This window comes from Paenirhizobium daejeonense (genome assembly GCF_014280875.1).
GTDB lineage: Bacteria > Pseudomonadota > Alphaproteobacteria > Rhizobiales > Rhizobiaceae > Allorhizobium > Allorhizobium daejeonense.
Genome location: NZ_JACLAL010000006.1, coordinates 196,872 through 212,179, shown reverse-complemented (window position 1 = coordinate 212,179; position 15,308 = coordinate 196,872). Strand labels below are relative to the sequence as shown.

Here is a 15,308-nt window from a genome sequence, read left to right as displayed (position 1 = left end):
TAGAGAGGAAAGGGAGGAAATGAGATGTCGGCAAATGTGCAAAAGCATGAGCTGGAACTGAGTGCGGCCGTCGGGCCACAGCTCTACCGTCTCCTGCGCGACAGAATCATTCGCGGCGAACTACCGCCGGGAACGCGTGTTTCCGAGACCGAATTCGCCGTCGCTTATCAGGTATCCCGTCAGCCGGTGCGCGAAGCCTTCATCAAGCTCGCTGAAGAAAATCTCGTCATGGTACGTCCGCAGCGCGGCACCTTCGTGACGCGCATTTCTGTGCCCGCCGTCATGACCGCACGCTTCATCCGGGAGGCCGTGGAGGCCGATATCGTGCGAAGGGTCGCCGAAATCGCGGATACTGCGGCGATTGCCGCGCTGGAAGGCCAGATCGCTCAGCAGCGGGCGGTCACGGAGAATGCAGAGCCTTCAGTTTTCATGCGGCTCGACGAGGAGTTTCATCGCATGCTTGCGCAGTTTGCGGGCGAGGATGCGGTCTGGGACTATCTGGAAGGCCTGAAAACCCAGATGAACCGGGTCAGACACATCAGCGCCCGTCAGTTCGCACTGGATAAGCTTGTTGCGCAACACGCTGCAATTGTGGACGCCATTCGCAACGGGGATGCAGCCAAGGCGGAGGGAGGCATGCGCCTCCATCTGCGCGAGATCATTCATGATCTGCCGGATATCGTTCGTACCCGTCCGGATTATTTCGAAGATGTCGGAGAAGGGAATTGATCGCCGGTCTTGCCCGTATGCCGGTGGCCGTGGCATCGCGCCAACCGGACGATACGTCCGTCGAGCAATGGGCCACCTGGTTTTGGAACGCCTTTTTGCCCGGCTGGATCGATCGGGCAAGCGATCGGGAGGCTGGTGGATTCTTCGACAGTCTCGATAAGGACGGCCTGCCAGATCCGGCGGCACCAAAGACCGTTCTCGCGCAGTCGCGCCTGCTTTTCACATTCGCCCATCTTGCCTTGCTGACCGGAGACCCGCTTCATCACGACGCCGCGAAGCGAGCCTATGATTTTCTTTCCCACTTCCGCGGGAGGTCCGGGCTCTATGCGCGCGCCGTGGCCCGCGACGGCCAAGCGACGGGTGAAGACGCGGATGCAGTTGCACGCAGCTACGATCAATCCTTCGTCATCCTCGCGCTTGCGACATGGGAAAGACTTGCGCCGGACGATACCATCAAGCGCGAGCTGGACGCCTGTTGGGATGCGATACAGGCAATACTGACGGACCCGAATACCGGCCTGCTCCTTGAGGATGACACGATCAAAATGCCTTCGGCGCCCGAAGCGCCGCCGAGGGCCCAGAACCCGCATATGCATCTTTATGAGGCCGCCCTGCAGGCATTCGAAATGACCGGCGAGCCTCTTTGGCTCGATCGTGCGGCAACCGTTCGGCAAATTGCACTCGATCATTTCCTGGATCGAGACAGCGGCACCATTATCGAGTTCCTGGCGCCCGACCTCTCGTTTCTCAGCGGCAAGGAGGGCATCCGGCGTGAAGTGGGTCATCAATGCGAATGGGCCTGGTTGCTGGACCGAGAAGCCCGTCTTGGTGGAAGCAATGAGGTTCGCGCCATTGCGCAAGAGCTCACAGCCTTTGCCGACGCGCATGGTTTTGCGACCTCCGGCCTGATGTCCGGGGCGGCCCTCGATGCCGTTTCGGCAGATGCCGCCTGGCGATGCGAAACCTTCCTGCTCTGGCCCCAGACCGAAGCTATCAAGAGCGATACTGCTCGTTTTCTCGCGGGCGATGAGCAGAGCGGCAAACGGGCGCGCAGCCGCGTGAAGCTCATGTTCGACCGTTATTTCGACGGGCGCGCCGCTTTCGCCAACCAGCTCGATAGAGGCGGAGCCGTGCTGTGGCCGGATGCCATGAGCCGACTGGTCTACCATCTCGTGCTTGCGCTGACCGAGGGCGCAGGCGCAGGCCTTTGGCCTGGACCTACCCGGTATAAAAACGGAGGAGTGCAACCATGTTCAATCTGAAATCCCTGGGCTTGGCAGCCGCCTTGCTCGCTTCCACCGCCACCGGCGCATTTGCCGAGGTGAAGTTTGCCCTGTCGACGTCGCAGAACGCCCAGGATCCGCTCGCAATGGCGATGGAGGACGCCGCCAAGCGCATCAAGGAACGGACCAATGGCGAAATCGATGTCGTTGTTTACCCATCCTCGCAACTAGGCTCGGACAATGACGTACTGGAGCAGATCCGCAACGGCGCCGCCATTGCGGTCCTCGTTGATGCCGGCCGTCTCGCCCCATTCAAGAAGGAACTGGGAATCCTGGCCGCTCCTTATCTCGTCGATGACTACAAGCAGTATGCCGCCATCACGGAATCCCCCGTCTACAAGGCATGGGTGGAAGATCTCGCCACATCCTCCGGCATTCGTCTGCTGAACTACAACTGGTTCCAGGGTACCCGCCAGATGTTCACCAAGAACCCGGTGACCAAGCCGGCTGACCTCAAGGGCGTTCGCGTTCGTACGATCGACGCGCCGGGCTGGCTCGCAACCGTCAATGCGCTCGGCGCGACCGCCGTGCCTATGCCGTGGTCGGAAGTCTATTCCGCCCTGCAGCTCGGTGCTGTTGACGGTGCGGAAGCGCAGCTCACCGGCGCCTACGGTATCAAGCTACAGGAGGTGACCAAAAACCTCGCCTTCACCGGTCACGTCCAGCTGCTGACGGGCCTGGCGACGTCCGAAACCTGGTTCAAATCCCTGTCACCGGAATATCAGGCGATCATCAATGAGGAGTTGCAGAAGGCCGGCGACGAAGCCTCTGCCGGAACGGTGGCCAAGATCGACACCGTCCTTCAGGACATGAAGGCCGCAGGCGTCGTGGTCAACGAGATCAACGTCGACGACTTCAAGGCTCTCGTGCCCGGTGTCTACAAGGAACTGGGCCTGGAGGAAGCCCGGGATGCTCTGAAGCCCTTCATCGACGCGGCAAAACTCTGATCCAAACGGACGGCGCGGCCACAGCCGCGTCGTCCGCCCTCGCAAGGCAGGAGGAAAAAATGTGGAAAGTCTTGGATCGGGCAGAGGAGTTTCTGGCGATCGTTTTTCTGACCGGCACCGTGCTGGCGGTGCTTTTGGGCGCTATCGGACGGGCCATTGGTCAGCCCTTCCCGTCGGGACCTGAAATCGCCCAACTTCTCTTGATCTGGAGCTGCATGTTTGGTGCAGACCTGATCATGAAGCGTGGCGAGCATATCCGCATATCCGCCCTGCCGGATGCCCTTTCAACCAACGGACGCCGGGCGCTGAACTTTCTTTGCCTCGTCTGCATGATCCTGTTTCTCACCTACACCGGCTGGCTCGGCTGGCACCTCGCCATGTCGAATTGGGCACGCGAGATCGGCGCATCGGGCCTTTCCTACGGCTGGGTGACGCTGGCATTTCCCGTAGGTTGCGTGTTGATGATCATTTCCCTGCTGCGCCGGACGTTCGGGCACGGTCTTATCTTCTCTATCGAACCTGAACATCACGACCGGGAGCAACTACTGTGATTTCGCTATTGCTGCTTTGCCTTGCCCTCGGCTTCATGGTGATCGGGATGCCTGTGGCCTTTGCCATCGGTGTCGCAAGCATCGTCTATTTCCTGCTGCCATCCACCTTCATGCCTGACACGACTGCCGTGCAACGCATCGTGGCCGCCAGTCAGTCGTTCCCGCTGCTGGCTGTTCCGCTGTTCATTCTCGTCGGCCATCTGATGAACGGTTCCGGCATCACTCCGCGCATGCTGACGCTTGCCAAGACATTGGCCGGCTGGATGCGCGGCGGCCTCGCGCAGACCAGCCTGCTGCTCTCTGCCCTCATGGGCGGCATTTCAGGATCGGCCGTGGCAGACGCGGCCATGCAATCGCGGGTTCTTGGAGAACCCATGATCAAGGAGGGTTACAGCCGTGGTTTCACGGGAGCCCTGCTTTCGATCGGCGGCCTCATAACCGCGACGATCCCCCCAAGCCTCGGACTTATCCTGTACGGCTTTCTCGGGGAGGTCTCCATCGGACGGCTTTTCATTGCGGGAATCGTGCCCGGCGTTCTGCTGACCATCGCATTGATGATCGCGACGGGCTGGATTGCGCACCGGAGGGACTACCGACCGATCTCCAATCGTCGGCCCACCACGCGCGAGGTGATCGATGCCGTGCGCGAAAGTTTCTGGGCGATCCTCTTCCCGGTCTGGCTGATCGTTGGCATTCGCTTCGGGATCTTTACCCCGTCCGAAGCCGGGGCCTTCGCTGTTGCCTATGCCGTTCTGGTCGGCGCTTTCATCTATCGCGAACTCTCCTGGGCAAAGATCGTCGATGCCATGCTGCTCAGCGTGCGCGATATTGGCATGATCATGCTGATCATCCTGTTTTCCGGCGCATTCGGTTACGTCATCACCTTCGAACGCGTGCCGCAAACCCTTGCCGAACTGACCCTTGGGCTCTTCTCCAGCCAGGCAACGCTGCTTTTTGTCATTTCAGCCTTCCTGCTCGTTTTCGGCATGCTGGTCGAAGCGACCGTCATAGTCATGCTGTTGACCCCGATCCTTGTTCCCGTCGTCACCGCGGCGGGCGTCGATCCGGTGCATTTCGGCCTCGTCATGATGACACTGGTGACCTTCGGCGGCATGACCCCGCCGGTAGGAGTCTCGATGTTCACGGTCTGCGGCATCCTGAAGTGCTCTTACAAGGAATATACGGCCGAGATGATTCCGCTCGCCGTGGCCGTGCTCGCGGTTGTCGTCATCATGATCCTCTTCCCGGAGATCGTGATGTTTCTTCCCCGGGCAATGATGGGCTGATGCAGCATGCTGAACCCTGACCGCCTCTTTCCGTCCGATCCGACGACCCGCAACATCGCCCGCGATCTCTTTGCACGGGTGGAAAAGCTGCCGATCGTATCACCGCATGGTCACACCGACCCGCGCTGGTGGGGTGAAAACCCTGCCTTTGCAAATCCGGCCGAATTGTTCGTCATACCGGACCACTATGTGGTCCGCATGCTGGTCAGTCATGGAATTCCCTATGAAGACCTCGGCATCGGCGCCAACTGTGAAACGGATCCGCGAAGGATCTGGGGCTGCTTTGCCCGGCATTATCATCTCTTTCGCGGAACACCGTCCCGGTTATGGCTCGATCACTCCCTATCGACCGTCTTCGGGCTTTCGCAGCGTCTGTCGGAAGCCAATGCCGATCACCATTATGATGCGATCATGGAGCGCCTAGGAGATCGGGCTTACCGGCCCCGCGCGCTTTATGACGCATTTTCCATTGACGTCATTGCGACAACGGACGGTGCGCTCGACGAGCTGACATGGCATCGGATGGCGCGGGAAAGCGACTGGAACGGCCGGGTCATACCGACATATCGCCCGGACGCGGTTATCGACCCGGACACAGAAGATTTCCTCTCCGGTCTCGACCGTTTCGGTGAATTAACGGGTTGTGACACGGGAAACTGGCACGGCTATCTCGAGGCGCATCGCAACCGCCGGGCCTTTTTCCGCTCTCTGGGCGCAACCGCCACAGATCATGGGCACTTAACACCCAACACCGCTGACCTTCCAGAAAGGGAGGCGACCGCTCTCTTCGCTCGCATCCGCAACGGCAAGGGCCAGCCGGGGGATGCCGAGCTCTTCCGGGCACAGATGTTGACTGAAATGGCACGCATGTCCGCCGAGGATGGCATGGTCATGCAGTTGCATGCCGGCTCTTTCCGTAGTCACAGCGCCCGGGTCAGGACCGCGTATGGTCGAGACCGCGGCTTCGATATCCCGGTGTCCGTCAACTTCACCCAGGCGCTAAAGCCGCTGCTGGATGCCGTGGGCATGGACCCGCGTTTGACGCTGATCCTCTTTACCCTTGATGAGAGCACCTATTCCCGCGAGCTTGCACCGCTCGCCGGGGCCTATCCATCCCTGCGTCTCGGCCCGCCATGGTGGTTCCACGACAGTTACGAGGGTATCCGGCGGTTTAGGGAACTTGCAACCGAAACAGCCGGATTTTATAATACTGTTGGCTTCAACGACGACACGCGGGCACTCTGCTCAATCCCCGCCCGACACGATGTCAGCCGTCGTGTCGATTGCGCCTTTCTGGCGGAACTGGTGGTAACGCACCGATTGGATGAAGACGAGGCGACGGATCTCGCCCGCCTGCTTGCGGGCGACCTGGCAAGGGAGGCCTATCGGCTGTAGCGGGACATGTCGGTTCCCGTGATCGGGATCGCCGAGGCTATGATCTTGATTTCAAAAAGATCGTGGCCTCCAAGCTTGTCGCCAATTGCAAGGTCGCACAGCGCGCGATTTCTCTTGCGCCTTCCGATCGAACAGGGGGCGACGCCCGGATCTGGCGCCGCTTCAGTAACCTTCATGAGCCCATCTTTCGACAAGCGTTCCATGCAGGGCGGTCCGTCGTGACGGGATTATATTATGCAAAGTCGATGTGCCTTTCCTTCGGCCATCCTTGGTCTTCAGGAAGAAGTGGAAGCAAGAATGAGCAGATCTGGCAAGCGTTCGCCGCCAAGGACTGTCATGCAAGCGAACCCCCTAGGTCCGTGTGGATGTGACAGGTTTCATCACTCCCTCGACCACTTGCCTCAGTGAGCGAACACCTCATGGGCGACAACCTTCCGGATGCCGTTCACGAAACGATCAGAACGGTGATCGAAGACGAGATCATCCGATCTCCACATCGTCCGACACGCGATGGCAAAACGGCAATGGGCGGTATCATGACCTTCTCCGCTGGTTGCGATTACAGGCAGGGTAGCGCCCCGGCTGTTTTATCGGCGATGACGTCAGTCGACCGGAGCCAAAGGCCTCACGGTCAGGTTTGCGCCAGAGGTCCGCGTCAATACGGTTTTCACTTCAACCTCGACGAGCTACCCCAGGCGAACATTCAGACTGGCGATTTGCCAACAACAAAGGAACGCTTGTCGCAGACATTGCTCATCGGCGAGCGACCCTGAAACGATAGAATGCCGCAACCCTACCTCTTTGTCCTGCGATGTGGTTTCATCACGGACCAGACGATCGTATCGAACTGGATTGACGCTGGTGAATTGCCCTGAATACCCCTCAAGCAGAATAGGAATTTCCCCATGACCATCCATGTCGCCGTCGTCGTCGGCAGCCTCCGAAAGGGTGCCTTCAGCCGGTCCATCGCTCTTGCAATGAAGGAGATAGCAGCCCCGCGTCTCGAACTGACCATCGTAGAGATCGGCGGCCTGCCGCTCTACAATCCCGATCTTGAGAGCGAGACCCCGCCCGAGGCATGGTCGCGCTTCCGTAGCGAGATCGCCAAATCCTCAGCTGTTCTCTTCGTGACGCCGGAATATAACCGCTCCATTCCGGGCGGTCTGAAAAACGCCCTCGACGTCGGTTCCCGTCCCTATGGCAAGAGCGCCTGGAGCGGCAAGCCGGCTGCCATCGTCAGCGTTTCGCCCGGCATGCTCGGCGCGTTCGGCGCCAACCATCACCTGCGCCAGCCGCTTGTTTTTCTCGACATGCCAGTCCTCCAGCAGCCGGAGGCCTATATCTCCAAGGTTGGAGACCTCCTCGACGCCGAGGGCAAGCTGACCAGTGACGGAACGAGAGACTTCCTCAAGACCTTCATCGACAAGTTCGCCGACTGGATCGAAGCGACCGGCACAAGGTAAGCCTCCATAAGCCCAGCGCCCGCCGCACGGTTCACATATGAACCGGCCGTGCGGCAGGCTCGGTCATCGGGATAGATATAGCCGTAAATGCGGACAGGGTCTCACCACTCAAGCACCGAAAGCCATCACACCGCGTTAGAAACTTCGCAAGACAGGCGTGGGTCTGGCCGCGTGAACTGACATGAACAGCCACTGTGCTCGGCATTTCGGTGCGATCCCGGCTATGCCCGGCATGCTTCTCGGCCATGAAACGTATCCGCTATGACTTTCCGCTGGAGAGCGTGTCGCCAGATCGGGATTGCGCCAGCGCTCCATCTTCCTGCTTTACGCCGTTCGGAACACGAGACCGGCCGTATACTTCACCGGAAACACTTCCGAACATTCCCGGCGAGAACGGAAGCGCTTTAAATCCACCATCTCCTGATGCCAAGTTGTTTCATGCCCTTGCGTGGAACTGCCTAGTGAAAATTGCGGCCCTTCGGCATGACGCCGGAGACATCATTGCACGCGGCCGGTAACAACCTCGGCGGATCGGCATTCGCACCTGTTTGCGCCGGCTGTCGGGACGGGCGGTTCTGCGGTCGAGGCATCGTATGGGCATTATCGGGAGCACCGAGACGATTGGCATCTTCCTTCAACAAGCCGAGTTTCTCCGTCGAATCCCCGATCCTCTCGGCCACGATGTGAATGACGCCGCTCGCCTTCTGCAGCCGGCCATGGACCGTCACCAGCCGCGCGCCCATCACGACCGGGCGGTAACGCTCGAAGGTCTTCTTCCAGACGATGATATTGGCAACACCGGTTTCATCCTCGATGGTCATGAAGATGACGCCCTTGGCCGAACCCGGCCTCTGCCGCACCAGAACGAGCCCGGCGACCTTCACGAAACGGCCGGCAGCAATATCCTCCAGTTCAGCGGACCGGACGATGCCGCTCGATGCAAGATCGGCCCGCAGGAAGGAAAGCGGGTGCGCCTTCAGGGAAAGGGCAAGCACCCGGTAGTCCTGAATGACCGCCTCACCCGCCGGCATGGACCGCAGGGACATTTGCTCCTCCGCCTGCAATTCGCAATCCGCGGCCTTTTCGAAGAGCGGCAGGTTTTCGACGACCGCCCCCTTGTCCAGCGCGCGCGCCGCCCAGAGCGCATCCCGACGGCCGAGACCCATGGAGGCAAAAGCGTCGGCATCCGCAAGCAATTCGATCGTCGACCGCGACAGGCCGGTCTTCAGCCAAAGGTCCCTGACGGAAGCGTAACCACCCCCACGCCGCTGGACGAGCAGTTCCATATCCGCCTCGGAAAGCCCCTTGACCAGACGGAACCCCAGCCGCACCGCCTTCGTGCTGCGAATGACCGTCCGCATCGACGCATGCCGCTGCGCGACCCGCTTCGCCGAGAAACCATCATCCTCCAGCCCAGCATCCCAGCTGGAACAATTGACATCGACCGGCCGGATGTCCACCCCGTGTTCGCGCGCATCGCGGATAAGCTGGGCCGGAGCATAAAACCCCATGGGCTGGGAGTTGAGCATAGCCGCGCAGAAGACATCCGGATAAAAGGTCTTCATCCAGGCAGAGGCGTAAACCAACAGGGCAAAGGAGGCCGCATGGCTTTCCGGAAAGCCATATTCGCCGAAGCCCTCGATCTGGCTGAAGCATTGCTCGGCAAAATCCCGGTCATAATCCTTGGCGATCATGCCATCGATGAAACGCTGCTTGAAATCGGTAACCTGTCCCGTTCGGCGAAAAGTCGCCATGGCGCGCCGCAACTGGTCGGCTTCGGCCGGCGTGAAACCGGCGGCGGTGATCGCAATCTGCATCGCCTGCTCCTGAAAGAGCGGCACTCCCAGCGTCCGTTCCAGAACGGTCTTCAGCTCGGGCTTGGGATATGTGACCTCCACGCCCCGCGCCAGATTTTCACGGTTCTTCAGATAGGGATGGACCATCTTGCCCTGGATCGGACCCGGCCGGACAATTGCCACTTCGATCACCAGATCGTAGAACTCTCGGGGCCTCAGCCGCGGCAACATGCTCATCTGCGCCCGGCTCTCGATCTGGAAGACGCCCAGCGTATCGGCCCGACAGATCATGTCGTAGACGTCGTCCTGATGATCCCGAAACAGAGTGGCGAGCGTCTCTTGGCGTCCGTAATGATGGGAAAGCAACTTCATCGCCTTGGCGAGACAGGTGAGCATGCCGAGTGCCAGAACATCGACCTTGAGGATCTTCAGCGTATCGAGGTCGTCCTTGTTCCACTCCACCATGTAGCGGCCATCGGCCGTGTTCATGATCGGCACCACCTCGTCGAGCCTGTCCCGGGTAATCACGAAGCCGCCGACATGCTGGGAAAGATGCCGGGGAAAACCCAGCAGGGCCGAGGCATAGCGAAGCACGTTCAGCGTCGTCGGATTGGCGAGTTCCAGCCCCGCCGCCCGCGCCTCGCGCTCCGAAAGTTCCGACGTGGACCAGCCCCATATCGTCCCCACCAGCGCCGACTGCACGTCTTCCGAGAGGCCGAAGGCCTTGGCCGTTTCACGGCCTGCCGAACGCGCCCGATAACTGATGACCGCCGCCGTCAGCGCCGCGTGTTCCTTTCCGTATTCACGATAGATGAACTGGATGACCTCCTCGCGCCGGGCATGCTCGAAATCAACGTCGATATCCGGCGGCTCCTCGCGCTCGGTCGAGATGAATCGATCGAAAAGCAGCGTCGTCTTCTCCGGATTCACCTCGGTGATGCCGAGGCAGTAGCACACGGCGGAATTGGCGGCCGAGCCGCGTCCCTGGCAGAGAATGTCCTGACTGCGGGCATAGGTAATGATGCGATGAACCGTCAGAAAGTAGGGCTCGTAACGCTTGTCCGCGATCAGGTTGAGTTCGTATTCGAGGAGACCTGCGATCTTGGACGGTACGCCGTCCGGGAAACGCCGCGCAGCCCCCTCATAGGTCAACCGGCGCAGGGCCTTGTCAACCGGCTCGCCATCGACCGTTTCGTCGGGATATTGATGGCTGAGTTCGTCGAGGGAAAACTGCAGCCGGCCGAAAAAATCGGCCGTGGCCGTGATAGCCTCGGGATAGAGATGGAAAAGACGCACCATTTCCGCCAGCGGCTTCAGATGCCGCTCGGCATTGGCGGCAAGATGGAAACCCGCCTCGGCCAGCGTTACATGCTCGCGGATGGCGGTGACCACATCGGCAAGCGGCTTGCGTTCCGGCACATGATAGACGGGCTCGTTGCTGGCGATCAGGGGGATAGAAAGCCCTTCAGCCATCTTGTTCAGCCGGGCGAACGTTAGCCGGTCGAGACCGTCATAACGCGGCACCAGAGCCAGATAAAGCCGATCCTTCAGATGCGCGGCAAGGACCGCCAGACGTGCGCAAAACGCTTCCGCCTGTTCGGGATCGGCGAATGCAGGCGCCATGGCTGCAAACATGAGATCTTCAGACCATTCGAGAAGATCGGCTTCATACAGCGTGCACACACCCTTCTCCGACCGCAGGTTTCCCGCGCTCAGCATCCGGCAGAGGTGCCCCCAGCCGCGCCGGTTGATGGGATAGGCCAGAAGTTCCGGCGTGCCATCGGCAAAGACCAGCCGGGCGCCGGGCCTGATGGCGTAACCCGTGACTCTCGCCGCCGCATACATGCGCACCACACCCGCCACCGTATTGCGATCGGCAAGCCCGAGCCCGGCAATTCCGAGTTCGGCTGCCGTCGCAACCATTTCCTCGGGATGCGCGGCTCCCTCGAGAAAGGAGAAATTGCTCCTTGCCCCGATCTCGAAGAAAACGGGCGGGCTCATGCGAAGAGCCCTTGCATGAACCAGCCGGGATCGGTGGCGCCGCGTTCGTAAAGTCCCTGACGGTAAAGCCAGAAACGATGGCCAGTGCTGTCCTCGATCCGGAAATAATCCCGTGAGGACGCATCCTCGCCGTCGATCCACCATTCCGCGCTCAAACGTTCCGGCCCTTCGGCCCGCACGACACGGTGCAGGGCACGGCGCCAGCGGAAGCTCGCTGGCGGACCATCCGGCACCGCCGCCATAACCTGAACCGGCTCGGGATGGGCAAGGAGCCGCATCGGCCGCTCGTTGCGCACCGGCGGCGCAACCTTCCCTGCCGGCGATGTCACATCGGCAAGCGGCGCAAGGCCGGAAGCCCGTTCCGGCCAGTGACTGGCATGAAGCACGGGCTGCCTGAGGAAATCGCGTCCGAAACGGGCCGCCACGCGGTCGATGAAATCGAGAGACTGGTCCGCATCGGAGGAGCGAGCGCCGAATGCCACCTGTTTCTCATCGAGAGCTTCCGACTGCAGCACGTTGAGCCTGAGGATCTCGAAACCGAAACCGGCATCCATGTCGTCATGCAGCACGGCCATGCGCTCGTTGAACAGGGCCTTGATCCGGGCGGCATCGCGCAAGGGGCTTGCCGCGCCGATCTCGATGCGGAAGACGCGTCCGTCCACCCTGAAGAGCAGGAGTTCGAACAGCCGCCCACCTTCGCCACGCCCCTCCAGCCCAGATCTCAAGCCCGCCGCCAGTCGCCCCACGAGATCGAGGATTGCTTCCTCGTCGCGAACCGGTTCGGCAAGACGCCGCTCGACCGAAAGAAGGGCAACCGTCCGACGCGGCACGATCGGCTCTCCCTCCCGCCCGAGCGCCTGGTCGAGCCTGAGCAGAAGCTCCGGCCCGAAGCGCCGCGTCAGTGGTCCGCGCGGCGCGGCGAGCAAATCGCCCACCTGCTTCAGGCCGACCCTGGCAAGCGCCAGCGACATATCTGTATCGATGCGCAGCGCCCGCATCGGCAGGGCGGAAAGGATCCCCACCATCGCTTCGTCGGCAATCACCTGCCTGTCGGAAAACCGCGCCGCCGCCCAGGAGAGGCCGGGGGTCGAGGAAATCGCCCCCCGCACCTCGAGGCCAAGTTGCAGGAGACGCCCCAGAATATCGTCGATCAGACCCTGCTCCCCGCCAAAGAGATGCGCGCAGCCGGTAATATCAAGAAGTAGCCCATCGACCCCGTCGATCGCCACCAGCGGCGTGTAGCGGTCGCACCAGTCGGCGATCGCCTCGAGAAACTGCCGGTCCGAATGCTGATCGGCCTCGGCGACATCGAGCGTGGGGCAGATTGCCCGTGCTTCCGCAAGGCCCTGCCCGGTCCTCAGACCGATCGCCTCGGCCGCCTCGTCGAGCGCCGTCAGCCGCATGCTGTTCTGCACCCGGCCGGCGCAGACGACAGGCGGATGCTCAGGACGCCCTTTCGAACGCCACGACATCCCCCAGCGCCGTCGCGCCAGCCTGTCGGTCGAAAGCCGGGGAAACCAGAGCGCCAGGATACGCCGGGCGGAAGGGGCGTGCCCTGCCGGAAGAAGGGGAAGCTGCGGGGGAAAACAGACGGTCATGTGGGTTCCACTCCAGGATCAGTCCGGGGGGAGCCGCCAACCGGCTCTTTTCCGGAACAAGATGAAAGACGGGGTTGCCGATACTGCCGCCAAGCATCGACCCGCCGGCCAGGAACCGCGCCGCTGCCGGCGCGGGTTCGACACGCAGACGAAGGGAAGCGCTGCTCGCCTCTTCCTCCCCCGACTGCCGCAGGAGAAGCAGGAAACCGCCGCCGGCCTTCGCCTTCAGGCTGAGGCGACGACTTTCGGTCAGGCCGAAGCCGCGCGGATTGCCCTGAATCTCCAGCATCACGGCGGAAAAAGCGCTGCAGGAAAGTGCTGCATCCGCCAGCCACAGCGCATCCTCGAGCTTTCTCGGCATGGCATGCAGCAATTCACCCGGCCTGAAGCCGTAATCGACAAGGCCCGACGCGTAAGGCAGGCCGACCTCCCGGGCGACGGATCGCTCGCCGATCCACAGGATCCGTTTGTCTGACCGATCAGGTCGGCACGACAGGCAGAGCCCGAGGCCGAAGCCGCTGACCGACGCCGCATCCCGCATCGCCGCACCGCGCACCTCGATCATCGACCCAACCGGAAAACCTTCCGGCAGGAGTCGTCCAAGATCGTCCGCGCCGGCACCTGATGCGTCGGAAACCGGGGGAACGGCATCGCCCCCCGCCGACGAAAGCCCATCGGCCGCCGGTTTGCCCTCGATCTTCGCAATCGCCTTGCGCAGGGCGAAAAGCTTCTCCTGCGCCAGAGCGTTCCCGCCCATGACGTTCTCTCCCGTCAATTTGTTCTCTATATGTTCTTATGGATTCCAGAGCTTTTGCGAAGAGTCAACCACATTTCCTGTGAATTTATTCCTTGACCGGATTCCCACTCGAAAAGCGGTGGCAAAAACCCTATATGATGGGCTCGACAAGGAGCTCAGATGGCCCGCATTGACCAGACCGAAGATTGGCGTGAACGCCATGCGCCGACGATCAGCACATTCGAATCGTTGGCCATTGAGGCCTATGGCCATCTGCCGGAGGAATTCCGTGCCCTGACCGGCAACCTGATCATCGAGATCGCCGATTTTCCGACCGACGAGATCTTCGAGGACATGGCGCTCGAAACGCCCTTCGACCTGCTCGGCCTGTTCGAGGGCCGTGGCATTTCCGAGCGTTTCACCATGGACACAGGCGAAATGCCAAACCGTATCACGCTCTATCGCCGGCCGATCCTCGATTACTGGGCGGAAAACGAAGAGACGCTTGGCGACATCATCACCCACGTACTGATCCATGAGATCGGCCATCATTTCGGCCTTTCGGACGATGATATGGAACGCATCGAGGAAAGCGCCGAAGACGCCTCCACAAACCGGTAAGGCCCGAAACGCGGTCTAGAACACCGTCACTTCCGGCTCGCACCCGAACCTGAGCAGGAAACGGGTGGTTGGCGCACTTTCCTCCCCCTATCCCTTGGCCTCCCACTTAAAGGAGGTCTCAATGTCAGTTCTGAAAAACAAGGTCGCAATCATAACCGGCGCATCGTCGGGCATCGGCCGCGCCACGGCCATGCTGCTTGCCGCCGAAGGCGCATCCGTCATCCTGAATGCTCGGGGCAGCAAGGCTCTGGAGGACGTCGCCGATGCCATCAGGCGGGAAGGCGGAACGGCCCTTGCCGTCGCAGGCGACGCCAGCCTGGACGAAACCCATTCGGAACTTGTCGCCGCGGCCACAAGCCGGTTCGGCAGGCTGGATGTCGCGATCAACAATGCCGGAACGGTCGGCCCGATCAGGCCGCTTGCGGAAATCGCCCCGCAGGAATGGCAGGACACGCTCACCACCAACCTGACATCGGCCTTTCTCGGCGCCCGCCACCAGATCCCGGCCATGCTGGAAAGCGGCGCGGGCGCGCTCGTCTTCGTTTCGAGCTTCGTCGGAACCAGCGTCGGCCTGCCCGGAATGGCCGCCTATGCCGCCGCGAAAGCGGGAATCATGGGTCTGGTAAAGGGGATCACCGCGGACTATGGAAGCCGGAACATTCGCGCCAACGCGCTTCTGCCCGGCGGCACGGATACGGCCATGGCCGGAGATCAGGCGCAGAAGGACTGGGCGGCAGGCCTGCATGCGCTAAAACGGATCGCAAGACCGGAAGAGATCGCCCAGGCAGCGCTTTTCCTCGCAAGCCCGCTGTCGAGCTTCGTCGCGGGCTCAGCACTTTATGCCGATGGCGGCAACGCCGCCGTCAAATGATGCGAATATGACCGCAAGGGCCCGTCTGACG

General features: G+C 61.3%; 14 protein-coding genes. 10 read left to right on the top strand and 4 right to left on the bottom strand.

The window, feature by feature from the left end; all coding sequences use genetic code 11:
* Positions 1–24 precede the first annotated feature (24 nt).
* The 6 genes from H4I99_RS16190 to uxaC are packed head-to-tail and all read left to right on the top strand — an operon-like array spanning position 25 to position 6,191.
* On the top strand, positions 25–729 hold the full coding sequence (locus H4I99_RS16190) for a GntR family transcriptional regulator (RefSeq protein WP_163902192.1): 705 nt from the start codon (positions 25–27) through the stop codon (positions 727–729).
* Positions 726–1,991, top strand: coding sequence for an AGE family epimerase/isomerase (locus H4I99_RS16185; protein WP_163902194.1), 1,266 nt, complete (start codon positions 726–728; stop codon positions 1,989–1,991). Before H4I99_RS16190 ends, H4I99_RS16185 begins: the two co-directional genes overlap by 4 nt.
* On the top strand, positions 1,979–2,959 hold the full coding sequence (locus tag H4I99_RS16180; RefSeq protein ID WP_163902196.1) for a C4-dicarboxylate TRAP transporter substrate-binding protein: 981 nt from the start codon (positions 1,979–1,981) through the stop codon (positions 2,957–2,959). Before H4I99_RS16185 ends, H4I99_RS16180 begins: the two co-directional genes overlap by 13 nt.
* 59 nt (positions 2,960–3,018) lie before the next feature.
* On the top strand, positions 3,019–3,510 hold the full coding sequence (locus H4I99_RS16175; RefSeq protein ID WP_163902198.1) for a TRAP transporter small permease: 492 nt from the start codon (positions 3,019–3,021) through the stop codon (positions 3,508–3,510).
* On the top strand, positions 3,507–4,796 hold the full coding sequence (locus H4I99_RS16170) for a TRAP transporter large permease (protein ID WP_163902200.1): 1,290 nt from the start codon (positions 3,507–3,509) through the stop codon (positions 4,794–4,796). Before H4I99_RS16175 ends, H4I99_RS16170 begins: the two co-directional genes overlap by 4 nt.
* Before the next feature lie 6 nt (positions 4,797–4,802).
* Positions 4,803–6,191, top strand: a complete 1,389-nt coding sequence (gene uxaC / locus H4I99_RS16165; protein WP_163902201.1) for a glucuronate isomerase — start codon at positions 4,803–4,805, stop codon at positions 6,189–6,191.
* Here uxaC and H4I99_RS16160 read toward each other — a convergent pair.
* On the bottom strand, positions 6,179–6,394 hold the full coding sequence (locus H4I99_RS16160) for a hypothetical protein (protein WP_163902203.1): 216 nt from the start codon (positions 6,392–6,394) through the stop codon (positions 6,179–6,181). The two genes, uxaC and H4I99_RS16160, sit on opposite strands and share 13 nt — an antisense overlap.
* A 216-nt stretch (positions 6,395–6,610) precedes the next feature.
* Between H4I99_RS16160 and H4I99_RS16155 the strand changes: the two genes are divergently transcribed.
* Positions 6,611–6,964, top strand: a complete 354-nt coding sequence (locus H4I99_RS16155) for a hypothetical protein (protein ID WP_163902205.1) — start codon at positions 6,611–6,613, stop codon at positions 6,962–6,964.
* A 132-nt stretch (positions 6,965–7,096) separates the two neighbouring features.
* On the top strand, positions 7,097–7,654 hold the full coding sequence (locus tag H4I99_RS16150; RefSeq protein WP_163902207.1) for an NADPH-dependent FMN reductase: 558 nt from the start codon (positions 7,097–7,099) through the stop codon (positions 7,652–7,654).
* Between the two features lie 458 nt (positions 7,655–8,112).
* On the opposite strand, the gene H4I99_RS16145 is transcribed toward H4I99_RS16150, so the two are convergent.
* Genes H4I99_RS16145 through H4I99_RS24520 form a run of 3 tightly spaced genes read right to left on the bottom strand, consistent with a single transcriptional unit; the run spans position 8,113 to position 13,806 of the window.
* Positions 8,113–11,451 (bottom strand): error-prone DNA polymerase, encoded by a 3,339-nt coding sequence (locus H4I99_RS16145; RefSeq protein WP_163902208.1) that lies wholly within the window; start codon positions 11,449–11,451, stop codon positions 8,113–8,115.
* Positions 11,448–12,923 carry a Y-family DNA polymerase gene (locus H4I99_RS16140; protein ID WP_244625127.1) on the bottom strand — a complete coding sequence of 492 codons (1,476 nt, stop codon included), beginning with the start codon at positions 12,921–12,923 and terminating at the stop codon, positions 11,448–11,450. Before H4I99_RS16140 ends, H4I99_RS16145 begins: the two co-directional genes overlap by 4 nt.
* Complete coding sequence (locus H4I99_RS24520; protein WP_244625125.1) at positions 12,895–13,806, bottom strand: ImuA family protein; 912 nt, start codon at positions 13,804–13,806, stop codon at positions 12,895–12,897. Before H4I99_RS24520 ends, H4I99_RS16140 begins: the two co-directional genes overlap by 29 nt.
* A gap of 159 nt (positions 13,807–13,965) precedes the next feature.
* Between H4I99_RS24520 and H4I99_RS16135 the strand changes: the two genes are divergently transcribed.
* Positions 13,966–14,406 (top strand): metallopeptidase family protein, encoded by a 441-nt coding sequence (locus H4I99_RS16135; protein WP_163902212.1) that lies wholly within the window; start codon positions 13,966–13,968, stop codon positions 14,404–14,406.
* Between the two features lie 121 nt (positions 14,407–14,527).
* Complete coding sequence (locus tag H4I99_RS16130; protein ID WP_163902214.1) at positions 14,528–15,277, top strand: SDR family oxidoreductase; 750 nt, start codon at positions 14,528–14,530, stop codon at positions 15,275–15,277.
* Positions 15,278–15,308: the final 31 nt, after the last annotated feature.